This is a genomic window from Aeromonas sp. HMWF016 (assembly GCF_963878195.1).
GTDB classification, from domain to species: domain Bacteria; phylum Pseudomonadota; class Gammaproteobacteria; order Enterobacterales; family Aeromonadaceae; genus Aeromonas; species Aeromonas lacus.
On the sequence record NZ_CAWNWX010000069.1, the window covers coordinates 46,044 to 61,692 of the forward strand.

The window sequence follows — 15,649 nt, forward strand, 5'->3', positions numbered from 1 at the left end:
GCTACCCGCCAACACTTTTTATCCAGCAACACAGTGGCAGCACTTTCCACTCGCTGCGCCAACCGGTCGCGATTTATTAATTGCTTGATCTGGCTCAGAAACTCCCCGCATCGCCCTTTCCCTTGGCCAATGGGCCGGTACTATAGCCAATTGGCAACACACGCCTCGTCGGAGTCACCCCATGAGCCATGCCAGCCATACCCGTTGGTTAAAAGCAGCAGACTGGAGGCTGAAATTCAGGGGCGGTAGCGTGTTTTTTTCGGTTGGAGCAAAGCCTCATGAAGCTCAACATTCGAGATTACACATTCGGTTCATGTGTGTAATCAAGCATACCTAAAGAAAGTTACATCCTCAAAATGACTCTTCTTACATTGGATTTAAAATGAAAATAAAAATCAGAAAAAACCATAAATCAATTCAATCCAATCTTGAATTTGAATTGCCTATATTTACAGTCTTAACTGGTGAAAATGGCAGTGGAAAAACGCATTTATTTGAAGCTATTGGTAATGCTGACAATGGTGAGGTTTATTTAGATGGGGAACTGCTAAAATCAATTAGTTATATTCCATTTGGGGGATTGAACCCTCAAGTTGATCAGCAATGCGACCCAGCTCAAATATCACAACGGGTGAAACATGTTTGGCAAACAATTGCACAACTCAAGCAGAATTTTGTGGGACACCAACAAGGTTCTGTTTATTCAGGAACACTAGAGAACGATCCTGTTTTTTTGTACGCCAATCAGTATAAAAATTTAATTAAAGACATTTCGAAAAAGTTAAATGTCTTACCTTCAAATCTGACCGAGGATCTTGTAGCTGATAATATCAGCATAATGGACCTTTCAGGTGAAAGCTTATTTAACAGTCAGTTTGCGCTCATATTCAAGGCATATCACATAAGATATCTAGATAATAAACTAAATAAAATTTACGCCGATGAAGGAATTCTTGATGCACCTCCATACCTAAATGAAGAGAAATTCAATGCTAAATATGGCGAGGCTCCATGGACATTTGTAAATGGAATTCTAGAAAAATTAAAATTGCCTTACACTGTTAATAACCCAATGAATACAATGAGAGATACAACATTTATCTTCAAGTTGGTTCATAAACACTCTGGTATAGAGATCGAAACAAATGACCTATCTACTGGAGAAAAAACATTGATGTCCTTGGCCTTAGCCATATACAACTCTACAGGAACTCGTGATAGGACTGGATTTCTCATATTGGATGAACCTGATGCACCACTACATCCTTCTATGTCAAAATTAATGCTAGAAATCATTGAGGAAGAAATAGTAAGAAAGCACAAAATCCCTGTATTGTTGTCAACCCATTCACCAACAACAATTGCATGCTCACCAGCTAATGCTCTTTACAAAATATCAGCATCAAACAAGGTTCCAGCACAATGCGACCTAGAAGACTCCATGAAAATATTGACCTATGGCATTCCAAACCTGAGAGTTTCCACTGAACATCGACGTCAGGTCTTTGTAGAACATACTTACGATGTCGAATACTACGAAGCATTATTTGATATAATTTCCAGACATCAGGAATTTACTGTAACTCCTCAGTTTCTCCCACCACATACACTTAATGGTTCGAATTGCGATGCTGTTTTAGAAATAACGCGTAAACTTCGAGATATGGGTAATCCTCATGTTTATGGATTAATTGATTGGGATCTAAAAAATTCACCTGAGCAACAGGTCATAATTCTTGGATTAGGGAATCGTTATGCTATAGAGAACTATATATTTGAACCTCATTTCCTTGGATTGTACTTAATATACAAAAAATTTGTAAACCCCAATGAGCTAGGCCTTGCAACTTGCAATTCATATCTTGATGTAACAAAAGCTATTGAAGCTAACAATGATGTACTTCAAACAATTGCAGACAATGTTCATGGGAAAATAAAATGGGGAAATAACCACATGATTGAAAGCGAATTATTAAGTGGGTATAAACTTCAAGTACGAAAAGATTCTTTTGAAATGAAAGGGCACAAACTAGAAGAAATTATAAAGGATACTTGGCCAATACTAAAAAGCGTCAGAAGCAACAATGGTGGAGATAGCGTTCTAAAGAAGGATATTATTAACACAGTCATTAATGACTTTCCTCGCCTATTATCAATTGACATATCAAATACATTTACTTCAATCAGCTAGAGCCCATAATTTCGAATTGCAAAACGTATTCTGACAATCTCGTATAACCCAGCCATGAAAATAAACAAGGATCGGAAGATCCCCTTGCGGGGTTGATATCGGCAGCCTTGGGGCAACCCAAGGCGCACCGGAGTCACTATAAGCTGGATTTATGGGTTTTCCGATAATGACCCAACTTTTGCTTATAGTGGTTAGCGCCAACCTGAAAGCGCCCACTTACCGGCCGCAGGGCGCTTGTCATATACTCCTCCGCTCTTATGACACGCCGGGGAGGCGTTGATATGCAGTCACAGACTCACACCTTTATCGTCAACGGTAACTCGCAGCCCTGCCTGCAGGCGGGCAGCGGCGAGCCGCTGCTGCTGATCCATGGCGCGCTGGCCAACCACACCCTCTGGCTCGAACATATCGAGCTGCTCTCGCAGCACTACACCGTTTATGCCCCCACCCTGCGCCACTTTGGCGAGGCGGGCAAAGAGGGGCCGTTTGGTCTTGAGACCCATGCCAGCGATCTGCTTGCCCTGCTGGAACAGTTGCCGTGCGGGCCAGTGCATCTGGCGGGCTGGTCATACGGGGCGGATGTCGCCCTGACCGCTGCCCTGATGGCGCCCGAGCGGTTTCGCTCACTCTGTCTGGTGGAGCCGGGTTGCCCCGGCGCCCTCGATGAGCAAGGCCTTGCCGCCTTTATGGCCGATGCCGGCGCCATGTTCGGCCCGCTGTTTGCACAGGTGCAGGAGGGCAAGTTGCCGCAGGCGGTCGCCAGTTTGATCGATGGCTCGGGTGGCCGCGGCGGCTATTTTGCCAGCCAGCCCGTCAAGTGGCAGCAGGCGCAGCTGGCCGAGGCCGCCAGCCTGCCCAAGCAGTTGAGCCAGAGCGAACGCCCTGACTGGTCGCCAGCACGTCTTGCCACCCTGACCCTGCCCGCCTGCGTGATGCTGGGAGCGGCGACCCGCCCGCTGTTCGCGCTGGTCGGCGAGGCCCTTGCCGCGCAGCTGCCGCACTGCCAGCTCAAGCGGATCGACGGGGCCAACCACCTCTACCCCATCGAGCAACCCGCCGCCTTTGCCAATACCTTGCAGGAGTGGCTGACCAGCCAATCCGCCGCCCGCTAGGTGCACAACAGGGAGGGGATGCGAGCGCACTTGGCTCTCGCATCCCTCCGGCAAAGGCGAACCTCTTCACACTTGTCACATCTGGTTACCATTGCGTGACAGTAATGCTTGTAAGCCGACAACTACATCCGTTATCAATAGCCGCTCGATGACTTCCTGATACTCCGGATTGGCTATGTTCGCTCGCTTTCTGCTGTCGGGTCTGGCGCTGCTCGCGCTCCTGGCACTGCTGCTCAAATCTCTGCTGCTGTTCTGGTCGCCCGCCAGCTTTGCGGTGCTGACCACCACTCAACAACTTGAGGCGCTGCTGTGGGGCTTTCGCTTCGATCTGGCGGCGGCGGCCCTGCTGTGGGCGCCTGTTGCCCTGCTCTGCTGGCTGGCGGTGCGGCTCGGGCTGCGTCGCCTCTCCTGGCTCTGGTGGTGGGTTCCGGCCATGGTGCTGGCGGGGTTGCAGGTGGCCGACCTGATGTATTTCGCCAATTCGGGGCGCCATATCGGCTATGAGCTGGGCGAGGTGACCCGCGAGGCGGGCAGTCTGCTCACCACCGCCCTCAAGCAGTACCCATTGTTGATGGTCGCAACCCTGGCCGGTGCGCTGGCCAGCGCCCTGCTGTGCCGTCGCCAGCTGCGCCTGCCGGCGCGCATGTCGCTGGCGAAGACCGAACTGCCGCTGCTGCTCACGTTTGCCGTCGCGGTGCTCTGCGTGCGCGGCTCCCTGACCGATCTGCCGATGAAGCCGGATCGCGCCTACGCCATCGGCAATCCCCAGCAGGCGCTGCTCGCCCTCAACCCCGTCTACGCCATGCTGGTCAGCAGCAGCTCCGCCGACGAGACCGGTGGCGGCACGCCGCTCTATCAACAGCTGCCGCCACCCGCGGCGCAGCAGCTGGCGACGCTGGCACAGCTCGATGGCCACGCCCCCTATCAGCCGCCGCAGCGCAAGATGAACGTCATTCTGATGCTGCTGGAGAGCTGGCCTGCCGAGCTGATGCAAAGCTACAACCCGGCTGCGCCGCTCACCACCCCCCATCTGGATGCGCTGCACCGCGAGGGGCTGCGCACCGATGGTCTGATCGCCGGCGGCCGTCGCACAGTGGAGGGGTTCTTTACAGCGCTCTGCTCCTATCAGAATCCGCTGGAGGCGGGCATCCCCAATACGCCGCTGCAGGATCAGCACTACGAGTGCCTGCCCAAACTGTTGAGCGACGCAGGCTGGAGCACTGCGGTCTTTCAGGGGATGCACAAGGGGGAGACCGGACAGCTGGCCCAGCTGCTGGGGACGCAGGCTTCTTACGGCAAGCTGGAGATGCCCGCCGCCGAGGTGGAGCAGAACAGCTGGGGCTATCAGGACCCGGATCTCTACCGCTTTATCCTGAGCAAGGCGCGCGAGGAGTCGCGCCCCTTCTTCTACATGGTGAACAACACCACCACTCACGATGATCAGCTGCCGCCGGGCGAGCCCTGGCTGTTTGGCGACCAAAGCAGCAACGAGCGGCAGATGAGCGTGCTCCACTACGCCGACAAGGCGCTCGGCCGCTTTATCGAGGAGTTCAAGCAGGCCAACCTTGGCCCGACCCTGTTCGTCATCACCGCCGATCACACCGCCGGCGAGCGCAGCGGCCATATGGGGCGGTACTGGATCCCCTTCCTGATGTTCGCCACCGATGGCTCCATCGCCCCGCGCCATCAACCGGGCATCGGCGCCCAGCAGGATATCGCCCCCACCATCCTCGATCTGCTGGGGGGCAAGGCGCCCTGGTTTACCGGCCACTCCCTGCTAAGCGAACCGCCGCGCGGGGGCATCTATGCCGCTAGCGGCACCCTGGGGCGGGTCTACGGCGAGCAGATCGTCGAGTATCCGATGCGCGAGCCAGACAAGCTCACCTGCTTTAACTGGAAGGCGGATCTGCAACTGCACCGGCCGCAGCCTTGCGACGACGCGGCGGCCCGCGAGCGGGACTTCAGCTGGGCCACCACCTGGTATCAGCAGAGCCTGCTGTTTGACGGCAAGTCGCGCGCCTATGGCCAGCTCGCCCCAGCCAGCCTGCTTGCACCGCAACTGGCCGATCAGAGCCCCCCGGCCGCCGCAACGACTACGGTAGCCGAACACCACAGCAAGGCTGACCACGCCAAAAGCTGAGCCCACCCCAAGCAAAAAGCCCGCATCATGCGGGCTTCTTTTTATCTGTTGCCGGTCAGGGATTGCTGACCCTGGCTGACCAGCTGCACCGCCAACTTCTGCCACGCCGGCAACGCCGACGAAAAACAGCCATAAAAAAATCCGGAGCCACAAGGGCTCCGGATTGTTCGCCAAACCTTAGGTCTGGCCGGGTCAACCGAGGTTGACGACCGAGGCTTGATTAAGCCTGGTTTTTAACTTCTTTCAGACCGCGGAAAGGAGCTTTGGCACCCAGAGCTTCTTCGATACGGATCAGCTGGTTGTACTTGGCAACACGGTCAGAACGGCTCATGGAACCGGTCTTGATCTGGCCAGCAGCGGTACCAACAGCCAGGTCGGCGATGGTCGCGTCTTCGGTCTCACCGGAGCGGTGGGAGATGACGGCAGTGTAGCCAGCGTCTTTGGCCATCTTGATGGCAGCCAGAGTTTCGGTCAGGGAACCGATCTGGTTGAACTTGATCAGGATGGAGTTGGCGATGCCGTTGTCGATACCGCGCTTCAGGATCTTGGTGTTGGTTACGAACAGGTCATCACCAACGATCTGGATTTTCTTGCCCAGTTCAGCAGTCTGGTAGGCGAAACCTTCCCAGTCAGATTCGTCCAGGCCATCTTCGATGGAGACGATCGGGAACTTGGTGGTCAGGTCAGCCAGGAAGTCGGAGAAACCGTTGGAGGTGAAGACACGACCTTCGCCTTTCAGGTTGTACTCTTTCTTCTCTGCGTCGTAGAACTCGGAAGCAGCGCAGTCCATAGCCAGGGTGATGTCGGTGCCCAGTTTGTAACCGGCAGCGGCAACGGCTTCAGCGATAACTTCCAGCGCTTCGGCGTTGGATTTCAGGTTCGGAGCGAAACCACCTTCGTCACCAACTGCAGTGTTGTAGCCCTTGGACTTCAGCACTTTAGCCAGGTTGTGGAACACTTCTGCGCCCATGCGAACGGCTTCTTTCAGGGTCTTGGCGCCAACCGGCTGGATCATGAACTCCTGGATGTCGACGTTGTTGTCGGCGTGCTCACCACCGTTGATGATGTTCATCATCGGCAGCGGCATGGAGTAAACACCCGGGGTGCCGTTCAGCTCGGCGATGTGGGCGTACAGCGGCATGCCTTTGGCAGCAGCGGCAGCTTTGGCGTTAGCCAGGGAAACAGCCAGGATGGCGTTGGCGCCGAACTTGGATTTGTTCTCGGTACCGTCGAGGTCGATCATGATCTGGTCAACGGTGGCCTGGTCCTTGGCATCTTTACCCAGCAGAGCTTGAGCGATCGGGCCGTTTACGGCTTCGAGGGCTTTCAGAACGCCTTTACCCAGGAAACGGCTCTTGTCGCCGTCACGCAGTTCCAGCGCTTCGCGGGAACCGGTGGACGCGCCAGACGGAGCGGCTGCCATACCAACAAAACCACCTTCCAGGTGAACTTCGGCCTCAACGGTCGGGTTACCACGGGAGTCGATGATTTCACGACCGATCACTTTAACGATCTTGGACATGTGTATTTCCTCAGGTTTCGTAAAAAAACAACAAAAATATGCCAAAAAAAGCGGCTGTGGCACAGTGCCCCAACCGCATTTATTTTCAATTACTTCAAATTACGCTTCTGATACTCGCCTGCCGCCTTCACAAAACCGGCGAACAGGGCGTGGCCATCACGCGGAGTAGAGGTGAACTCCGGGTGGAACTGCGCGGCCACGAACCAGGGGTGATCCGGGATCTCGATGATTTCCACCAACTTCTTGTCAGCGGAGAGACCGGTCACTTTCAGGCCGGCTGCCTCGATCTGCGGCAGCAGCTTGTTGTTGACTTCATAACGGTGGCGGTGACGCTCGTAAATGGTCGGGCTGCCGTACATCTGACGCACCTTGGAATCTTCGACCAGGTGGCAGAGCTGGGAACCCAGACGCATGGTGCCGCCCAGATCAGACTTCTCGGTACGTGTCTCGATGTTGCCCTCTTCATCCACCCACTCGGTGATGAGGCCGACGACCGGGTACGCGCAATCTTTCTTGAATTCGGAGGAGTGAGCCCCTTCCATGCCCGCGACGTTGCGAGCGAATTCGATCATGGCAACCTGCATGCCGAGGCAGATACCCAGGTAGGGGATCTTGTTCTCGCGGGCATACTGGGCAGCCAGAATTTTGCCTTCCACACCGCGCTCACCGAAGCCACCCGGCACCAGGATCGCGTCCAGACCTTCCAGCAGCTCGGAGCCACGGGTCTCGATATCCTGAGAGTCGATGTACTTGATGTTGACGGAGTGACGGGTCTTGAGACCACCGTGCTTGAGCGCCTCGTTGACGGACTTGTAGGCGTCCGGCAGGGAGACGTACTTGCCGACCATACCGATGGTCACTTCACCAGTCGGGTTGGCCTCTTCGTAGATAACCTGTTCCCACTCGGACAAGTCAGCTTCTTTGCACTCCAGACCGAAACGCTCGGTGAAGTAGGAGTCCAGGTTCTGGGATTTCAGCAGTGCCGGGATCTTGTAGATGGAGTCGACGTCTTTCATGGAGATGACGGCGCGCTCGGGCACGTTGCAGAACAGGGCAATTTTGGCGCGCTCGTTGGCCGGAATGGCACGGTCGGAGCGGCAGATCAGCACATCCGGCTGGATACCGATGGAGAGCAGCTCTTTTACAGAGTGCTGGGTCGGCTTGGTCTTCACTTCACCGGCAGCGGCCAGGTAAGGAACCAGAGTCAGGTGCATGAACATGGCATTGTTGCGGCCCACTTCGGCAGCCAGCTGACGAATGGCTTCGAGGAACGGCAGGGACTCGATGTCACCTACGGTACCGCCCACTTCGACGATGGCAACCTGATGGCCTTCGGCACCGGCAATCACCCGCTCTTTGATGGCGTTGGTGATGTGCGGGATAACCTGAATGGTGGCACCCAGATAGTCACCACGACGCTCTTTACGCAGTACGTCGGCGTAGATACGGCCGGTGGTAAAGTTGTTGCGACGAGTCATCTTGGTGCGGATGAAACGCTCGTAGTGACCCAAATCCAGATCGGTTTCGGCCCCGTCCTCGGTTACGAACACTTCACCATGCTGGGTCGGGCTCATGGTGCCCGGATCCACGTTGATGTAGGGGTCCAGTTTCATGATGGTCACATCCAGACCACGGGCTTCCAGAATGGCTGCCAGAGAAGCTGCGGCAATGCCTTTGCCGAGGGATGAAACAACGCCACCAGTAACAAAAATATATTTGGTCGTCATGCTGAACCTGAAAGAAGTTTAGGGAATTTTAAGGGGTGCTTCGGGGATGAAGCAGGACGGGGAAACAGTATACCAAAAACCCCTCTCCCAAACAATGAGCAAAAATCTATCAGGCTCCTTGCCGCCCCATCTTGCGCCAAATCAACTTTGCTCGGTTTCCTTCGCCTTGTCCCAGGCAGCATCAAGCTTTTCGAGGGTACAATCGGTCATTTTCAGCCCTTCTGCGGCGATTATCTGTTCAACCTGACGAAAGCGACGCTCGAACTTGGCGTTGGCGCCCCGCAGCACCTGCTCCGGGTCCTTGCCCAGATGACGCACCAGATTGACGGTAGCAAACAGCAGATCGCCGAGCTCGTCGCTCACCCGCGCCTCGTCCACATCGACCATCAGCACCTCTTCCATTACCTCGTCGATCTCCTCGTGGATCTTGTCCACCACCGGCCCCAGCGTCTTCCAGTCAAAACCGACGGTAGCACAGCGTTTCTGGATCTTGGCAGCGCGGGTCAGGGCCGGCAGCGAGAGGGGGATATCGTCCAGCACGCTCTCTTTGTCGAGCGCCGCCCGCTCCTTGGCCTTTTCTGCTTCCCAGTTCGCTTTCACCGCCTGCTCGTCGCCAAGGTCGGCATCAGAGAAGACATGGGGGTGACGGCGGATCAGCTTCTCGCTGACCGTATCGACGATGTCGGCGAAGTCGAACAGACCACGCTCCTTGCCAAGCTGGGCGTAAAACACCACCTGAAACAGCAGATCTCCCAACTCCCCTTTCAACCCCTGCCAATCTTCGGTCTCGATGGCATCGGCCACTTCGTAGGCCTCTTCCAGGGTGTGCGGCACTATGGTCTGGAAGTTCTGTTTCAGATCCCAGGGGCAGCCGTTTTGCGGATCGCGCAGGCGAGCCATGATGTCGAGCAGTTGGGGCAGATCGTAACGTTGAGACATGGGCTACTCACTTTCGATTCGTTAAATGGGGAGGAAGCGACATCAGGCCGCGCAGTCGAGCAATCTCATGTCGAGCAGTTGGGAGAGGTCATAACGTGGGGACATGGGATATTCGCTTTCGATTCGTTCAAAAAGGGTCGCAAATGCAGACCGGCCACTGGGGCCGGTCGGTTCGCTATCAAAGCCGCTTGGCACTGATCACGTCGTTGAGCTGGCTGAGCTTGGCCAACGCCCGGTTGAAGGCGTTGATGTTGTAAATCTCCAGCTCCATGTCGATCTCGGCGGTCTGCTCGCGCACGTTGGAGCGTGAGCGCACCCCCATCACATTGATCTTCTCGTTGGCCAGCACGGTGGTGATATCGCGCAGCAGGCCGGAGCGATCATTGGAGATGATCCGGATGGTAAGGCCATAGCCACCGGAGTAGTTCTCGCCCCACACAGCATCGATCAGCCGCTCGGGGTTGCGACGTGACAGCTCTTTCAACTGCTCGCAATCTTCACGGTGAATGGAGACGCCGCGCCCCATGGTGATGAAGCCCTGAATGGCATCGCCCGGGATCGGCTGACAGCAGCGGGCGATATGGGTCATCAGGTTGCCGACCCCTTCCACGACTATGTGATCCTTTGGCTTGTGGCGCATCGGCGCATTGGCCTTCTGCTCCAGCCTCTCCAGCAGGCGACGATCTTCCTCTTCCGCCGTCGGCTTGTTGTAGCAGGTGTCGAGATAGTTGAGCACCTGGTTGATGCGGATATCGCCGCTGCCGATACCGGCCAGCAGATCGTCGGTGCTCTCCAGATTGAAGCGGCGCAGCATGTTGCCCTTGTCGATCTTGGACATGCTGAGGTTGTGGCGATCCAGCTCCTTCTCGAACAGCTCGCGACCGGCCACGATATTCTTGTCCCGATCCAGCTTTCTGAACCAGGTGGCCACCTTGGCCCGCGCCCGGCTGGAGCGCAGGAAGCCGGAGTTGGGGTTCATCCAGTCGCGGCTCGGGTTCGGCTCCTTCTGGGTGATCACCTCCACCTGATCGCCGGTCTGCAGCGCATAGGTGAACGGCACGATGCGGCCGTCAATCTTGGCGCCGATGCAGCGGTGACCGATCATGCTGTGCACGTGATAGGCAAAGTCGAGCGGGGTGGCGCCCGCCGGCAGGTCGATGACATCCCCTTTCGGGGTGAAGACGTAAACCCGGTCCTCGAACACCTGACTGCGCAGATCTTCGAGCAGGGAGCCGCTCTCGGAGAGATCCTCCTGCCAGGCGAGCAGCTTGCGCAGCCACTCGATCTTGTCTTCGAAGGTGTTGGCCTTGACGCCAGCCTGCGGACCCTCCTTGTAGCGCCAGTGAGCAGCGACGCCGAGCTCGGCATCCTGATGCATCTGGTCGGTACGGATCTGGATCTCGACCGTCTTGCCCTCCGGCCCTACCACTACCGTGTGGATCGACTGATAGCCGTTGGGTTTGGGGTTGGCGACATAGTCGTCAAACTCGCGGGGAATATGATGGAAGTGAGTGTGGACGATGCCGAGCGCTGCATAGCAATCCTGCAACCGTTTGGTCACCACCCGCACCGCGCGCACATCGAACAGCTCGTTGAATTCGAGGTGCTTCTTCTGCATCTTGCGCCAGATGCTGTAGATGTGTTTCGGCCGGCCATAGACCTCGGCCTCGACTCCCGCATCTTTCAGCGCATCGCGTAGGGAGCGCACAAACTCCTGAATGTAGCGCTCCCGATCGAGTCGCTTCTCATCCAGCTGTTTGGCGATCTGCTTGTAGGTTTCCGGATGCAGGTAGCGGAAGGCGAGATCTTCAAGCTCCCACTTGAGCTGACCGATGCCAAGACGGTTGGCCAGCGGCGCATAGATGTTGGTGATCTCCTGGGCCATCAGCACCCGGGTCTCTTCATCCGCCTTTTTCGCTTCCCGCAGGCAGGCGATCCGCTCGGCCAGCTTGATGACCACGGCACGCACATCCTCGACCATGGCGAGCAGCATGCGGCGCACGTTGTCGACCTGCTCCGGCGAGGTTTCGCTGCGATGGAGGGTCTGCAGGGAGCGGATGGCCTCCATCTCCAGCACCCCTTCCACCAGCTTGGCGATCTTGGGCCCGAAGTCCTCGTCCATCCGCTCCTGGCTGATGAGACCGGCTTCGACAAAGGGATAGATAATGGCCGCCTTGAGGGTGCCGAGATCCATGCTGAGCATCAGCAGGATGCCCACCATCTCGATGCCGCGCACCAGCAGCTTGCTGGTGAGGGCCTCGTCGCCGAGCGTCAGGCAATACTGGTAGACGGTTCGCAACTGCTCCTTGTCACTGTCACTCAGGGTGAGCGAGCTGACCCACTCCTCCAGGGTGAAGTTGTCTTTCAAATGAATATCGCGAACCGCAACCATGGTATCAATCCTTTAAAGTGTTTGGCCGAAAGTAGTCACTTTCACCCCTTGTGAGATCGCCTCAAATGGGGATTTCCGGAGAGGGTTTCAAGGCATATTGTCAAAAAAGACAATAGGTCTCTCCGGCAGGCCCAGCCGAATTACGAGGGGCTAGGTTACCCCAATCACGTCTGCTCAAACAGCTTCAGTTCAGGTTGCTGATGAGCACTCGCTAGCCCCGCTCGAAGAGGGCCATGGACTCCAGATGACCGGTGTGGGGGAACATGTCGAGCATACCCAACCGTACCAGTCGATAACCGCCCTTCACCAGCACCTGGCTATCGCGCGCCAGCGTCACCGGATTACAGGAGACGTAGACCACCCGCTTGGGTGAAAGTTTCACTACGTGCTCCATCACCTCCAGCGCACCGGGACGAGCCGGATCCAGCAGCACCAGATCGAACCCTTCCCGCACCCAGGACATGCCGACGATATCGCCGCTCAAGTCCGCCTTGTAGAAACGGGCATTGCTGATGCCGTTGCGACGGGCGTTCTCTTCGGCGCGCGCCACCATGGCCAGCTCACCTTCCACCCCCACCACTTCGCGGGCCTGACGGGCCAACGGCAGGGTGAAGTTGCCGATACCGCAGAAGAGATCGAGCACCTTGTCATCCTTGCTTGCCCCAAGCCATAAGAGCGCCTGATCGACCATCTGCTGGTTGACGGGGCCGTTGACCTGAATGAAGTCACCCGGAGCAAATGCAAGAGACAGGCCATCCAGCGAGTAAGAGGGTTCGAACTGCTGATGCAGCGGCACTATCTTGTCGTCAGCCGCCAGCAGATAGAGGTCGATACCCTGCTCGGTTGCAAACTCCACCAGCTGCGCCCGATCCGTCTCGTTGGGACGACCGGTATGACGCAGCAGCATCATGATCCCCTGCTCAGCCTGAATCAGTTCGGCATGACCCAGCTCGCGCTGGCTCTTCAAGCGATTGAGGCACTCGCGCAGCGGCGCAATCAGTGCAGAGAGCGGTTCGGCCAGCACCGGGCACCCTTCGATCTCCACCAGATCGTTGCTGTTGCGGCGACGAAAACCGACCCGGGTGCAGCGACCGTTCTTGTCGAATTTGATGGCCAGCCGGCAGACCCGGCGATAGGCACGCTCCTCGCCAGTCAGCACCGGCTCCAGTGCCGGCGCACTGATGTTGCCAAGACGCTCGAACAGATTGACCAGCCCGGCCGCCTTGGCTGCCTGCTGATCCGCCACCGACATATGCTGGGCGCTGCAACCACCGCACTCGCGGTAGTGGCTGCAGAAGGGGGCAATGCGGTTGGCGGCTGGTGTCAGCACCTGTTGCAAGGCGGCATGGCCATACTGCTTTTTGTCGTCGGTGATCCGTGCCTTGATGGTCTCGCCGGGCAGCGCCCCTTCAACAAAGATCGCCTTGCCTTGATGACGACCGATCCCGACACAGTGGTGATCCAGAGTGTCTACCGTAAATTCAATGCGTTGGGGCTGGGTGGATTTCTTTTGGGGCTTGAAAAACTGGGCCATAAAACTTGGTGCCTATAGGTGGCTATGTCATGATTGTGGAATCTGCAGCAGGCTATTGTCCCACAAGAATAATAGTATGACCAAATACGGCCTTCGGGCGCGGGTGCTGGCATTTACCATATTACCCACCTTGATAATCGGTGGCCTGATGGCCGGCTACTTCACCTTCCATCGCTACCAGCAGCTGGAAAACAACCTGATCGATCAAGGGATCAACATCATAGAGCCACTGGCCATCGCCAGTGAATATGGTATGACCCAGCACAGCCGCGAATCCCTCAAGCGGCTGATTGGTCTGACCCATCGCAAGAACTCACCGCTCATCAAGTCCATCGCCGTCTTCACTCAGGACAACCAGCTATTCGTGACGTCCAACTATCACAGGGACTTCACCCGGTTGCAGCTGCCCGATGGCGAGCCGATTCCGGAGCTGACCAGCATCACCCTCTACGGTGACGACATCATATTGCGCACCCCGATCCAGGCCGAAACCACCATGGATGGCTTCCCGCTGCCCAGCGATGTGGAGCCGCCGATGATCGGTTACATCTCGATGCAGATGACCACGGATCGCGCCATGCTGCTTCACTACCGCGATACCTTCTTCGCCATCATCATGGTGCTGCTCGGGGTCGCCGTCAGTACCCTGTTTGGCTTCCGACTGGTCAAGAGCGTGACCCAGCCCATCACCAACATGGTGCAGGCGGTGCACAAGATCCGGGAAGGGCGGCTCGATACCCGGGTCAGCGGCGAGCTGACCGGCGAGCTGGACATGCTGAAAAACGGCATCAACGCCATGGCCAAGGCACTCTCCGAATATCACGAGGAGATGCAGCAGAATATCGATCAGGCCACCTCGGATTTGCGCGAGACGCTGGAGCAGATCGAGATCCAGAACGTCGAGCTCGACATGGCCAAGAAGCGGGCGCAGGAGGCGGCAAGGGTCAAATCGGAGTTCCTCGCCAACATGTCTCACGAGCTGCGCACTCCGCTCAACGGCGTCATCGGTTTTACCCGTCAGCTGCTCAAAACCAGCCTCACGCCGAGCCAGACCGACTACATGCAGACCATCGAGAAGTCGGCGCGCAATCTGCTTGGCATCATCAACGACATCCTCGACTTCTCCAAGCTGGAGGCGGGCAAGCTGCAGCTGGAGCATATTCCCTTCAGCCTACGCGACACCCTCAACGAGACCATGCACCTGCTCGGCCCCAGCGCCCACGACAAGCAGCTGGAGCTCTCTTTGCGGGTCGATGCGGATGTCCCCGATACCCTCACCGGTGATCCCATGCGTCTGCAGCAGGTGCTGACCAACCTCACCGGCAACGCCATCAAGTTCACCGAGCGCGGCAACGTGGATGTTCATATCGAGCAGCTCGGCAGCGGCAACCACAAGGTGAAGCTCAACGTCCGGATCCGGGATACCGGCATCGGCATCTCGGAAGAGCAGCAGCGCCAGCTGTTCCAGGCCTTCAATCAGGCCGACTCCTCCATCTCGCGCCGTTATGGCGGCACCGGACTGGGTCTGGTCATCACCCAGAAGCTGGTGCAGCAGATGGGTGGCCAGATCCGCTTCGAGTCGGAGCTGGACAAGGGCTCAGTCTTCTCTTTCAGCCTGGATCTGGAGGTCTCTCCCCTGCCCCAGACCGATCAACTGCCGCTGGATCGCATCCGCAACAAACGGCTCTGGCTGCAGGAGCCGGATCCCTTTGCTCGCGCCGCTCTGCTGGCACTGCTGGCCGAGTGGCAGCTCGATGTGCAGTTGCTGACAAACGACGCTCCCTGGCCAGAGATGAGTGAACAGGACATTGTGCTCATTGGCAGCAGCACCCTGCATACTCCGCAACAGGTGATCAGCCGACTCGACAGCCTGAGCGGCCAGCAGCAGAACACCATAGTGCTGCTCAGCAGCCATGAACCGGCGCTCTACGAGTCGATGCTGGCTCACGGTGCCCAGCACTGTCTCTCCAAGCCGCTCAACCATCGCAAACTGCTGCACGCACTGCTCACGCCGGAGGCGAGCCGCCAGCAGCTGCCGGCCCAGCCATCTGCTCGCCAGCTGCAGCCGATCAAGGTACTGGCGGTGGATGAC

9 protein-coding genes are annotated in these 15,649 nt (G+C 56.9%); 4 read left to right on the forward strand and 5 right to left on the reverse strand.

Annotated elements, in window-relative coordinates:
* Nucleotides 1-382: 382 nt before the first annotated feature.
* From AACS24_RS10060 to AACS24_RS10070, 3 genes are all read left to right on the forward strand, one after another.
* Nucleotides 383-2,191 carry an ATP-binding protein gene (locus AACS24_RS10060; protein WP_108573494.1) on the forward strand — a complete coding sequence of 603 codons (1,809 nt, stop codon included), beginning with the start codon at nt 383-385 and terminating at the stop codon, nt 2,189-2,191.
* 281 nt (nt 2,192-2,472) lie between these two features.
* The gene (locus AACS24_RS10065; protein WP_108573496.1) at nt 2,473-3,303 is read left to right on the forward strand and encodes an alpha/beta fold hydrolase; all 831 of its coding nucleotides are present in this window, start codon (nt 2,473-2,475) and stop codon (nt 3,301-3,303) included.
* 175 nt (nt 3,304-3,478) lie between these two features.
* Complete coding sequence (locus AACS24_RS10070) at nt 3,479-5,443, forward strand: LTA synthase family protein (protein ID WP_108573498.1); 1,965 nt, start codon at nt 3,479-3,481, stop codon at nt 5,441-5,443.
* 220 nt (nt 5,444-5,663) lie between these two features.
* Here the strand turns inward: AACS24_RS10070 and eno are convergent, their stop codons facing one another.
* From eno to rlmD, 5 genes are all read right to left on the reverse strand, one after another.
* The gene (gene eno, locus AACS24_RS10075) at nt 5,664-6,965 is read right to left on the reverse strand and encodes a phosphopyruvate hydratase (protein WP_106553325.1); all 1,302 of its coding nucleotides are present in this window, start codon (nt 6,963-6,965) and stop codon (nt 5,664-5,666) included.
* Between the two features lie 89 nt (nt 6,966-7,054).
* Complete coding sequence (gene pyrG / locus AACS24_RS10080; RefSeq protein WP_033113091.1) at nt 7,055-8,692, reverse strand: glutamine hydrolyzing CTP synthase; 1,638 nt, start codon at nt 8,690-8,692, stop codon at nt 7,055-7,057.
* Nucleotides 8,693-8,833: 141 nt separating this feature from the next.
* Entirely contained in the window at nt 8,834-9,631 is a 798-nt protein-coding gene (gene mazG / locus AACS24_RS10085; protein WP_108573500.1) for a nucleoside triphosphate pyrophosphohydrolase, read from the reverse strand.
* Between the two features lie 178 nt (nt 9,632-9,809).
* The gene (relA, locus tag AACS24_RS10090) at nt 9,810-12,023 is read right to left on the reverse strand and encodes a GTP diphosphokinase (RefSeq protein ID WP_108573502.1); all 2,214 of its coding nucleotides are present in this window, start codon (nt 12,021-12,023) and stop codon (nt 9,810-9,812) included.
* 211 nt (nt 12,024-12,234) lie between these two features.
* Entirely contained in the window at nt 12,235-13,557 is a 1,323-nt protein-coding gene (gene rlmD / locus AACS24_RS10095) for a 23S rRNA (uracil(1939)-C(5))-methyltransferase RlmD (protein ID WP_108573504.1), read from the reverse strand.
* Between the two features lie 76 nt (nt 13,558-13,633).
* Here rlmD and barA point away from each other — a divergent pair.
* On the forward strand, nt 13,634-15,649 hold a 2,016-nt coding region (barA, locus tag AACS24_RS10100), incomplete at its 3' end, for a two-component sensor histidine kinase BarA (RefSeq protein ID WP_258223179.1).

Excerpts from the sequence above, each read along its gene's own strand:
- rlmD (WP_108573504.1), bottom strand. The coding sequence starts at position 13,557 with ATGGCCCAGTTTTTCAAGCCCCAAAAGAAATCCACCCAGCCCCAACGC.
- AACS24_RS10065 (WP_108573496.1), top strand. The coding sequence starts at position 2,473 with ATGCAGTCACAGACTCACACCTTTATCGTCAACGGTAACTCGCAGCCC.
- AACS24_RS10060 (WP_108573494.1), top strand. The coding sequence starts at position 383 with ATGAAAATAAAAATCAGAAAAAACCATAAATCAATTCAATCCAATCTT.
- relA (WP_108573502.1), bottom strand. The coding sequence starts at position 12,023 with ATGGTTGCGGTTCGCGATATTCATTTGAAAGACAACTTCACCCTGGAG.
- pyrG (WP_033113091.1), bottom strand. The coding sequence starts at position 8,692 with ATGACGACCAAATATATTTTTGTTACTGGTGGCGTTGTTTCATCCCTC.
- AACS24_RS10070 (WP_108573498.1), top strand. The coding sequence starts at position 3,479 with ATGTTCGCTCGCTTTCTGCTGTCGGGTCTGGCGCTGCTCGCGCTCCTG.
- mazG (WP_108573500.1), bottom strand. The coding sequence starts at position 9,631 with ATGTCTCAACGTTACGATCTGCCCCAACTGCTCGACATCATGGCTCGC.
- eno (WP_106553325.1), bottom strand. The coding sequence starts at position 6,965 with ATGTCCAAGATCGTTAAAGTGATCGGTCGTGAAATCATCGACTCCCGT.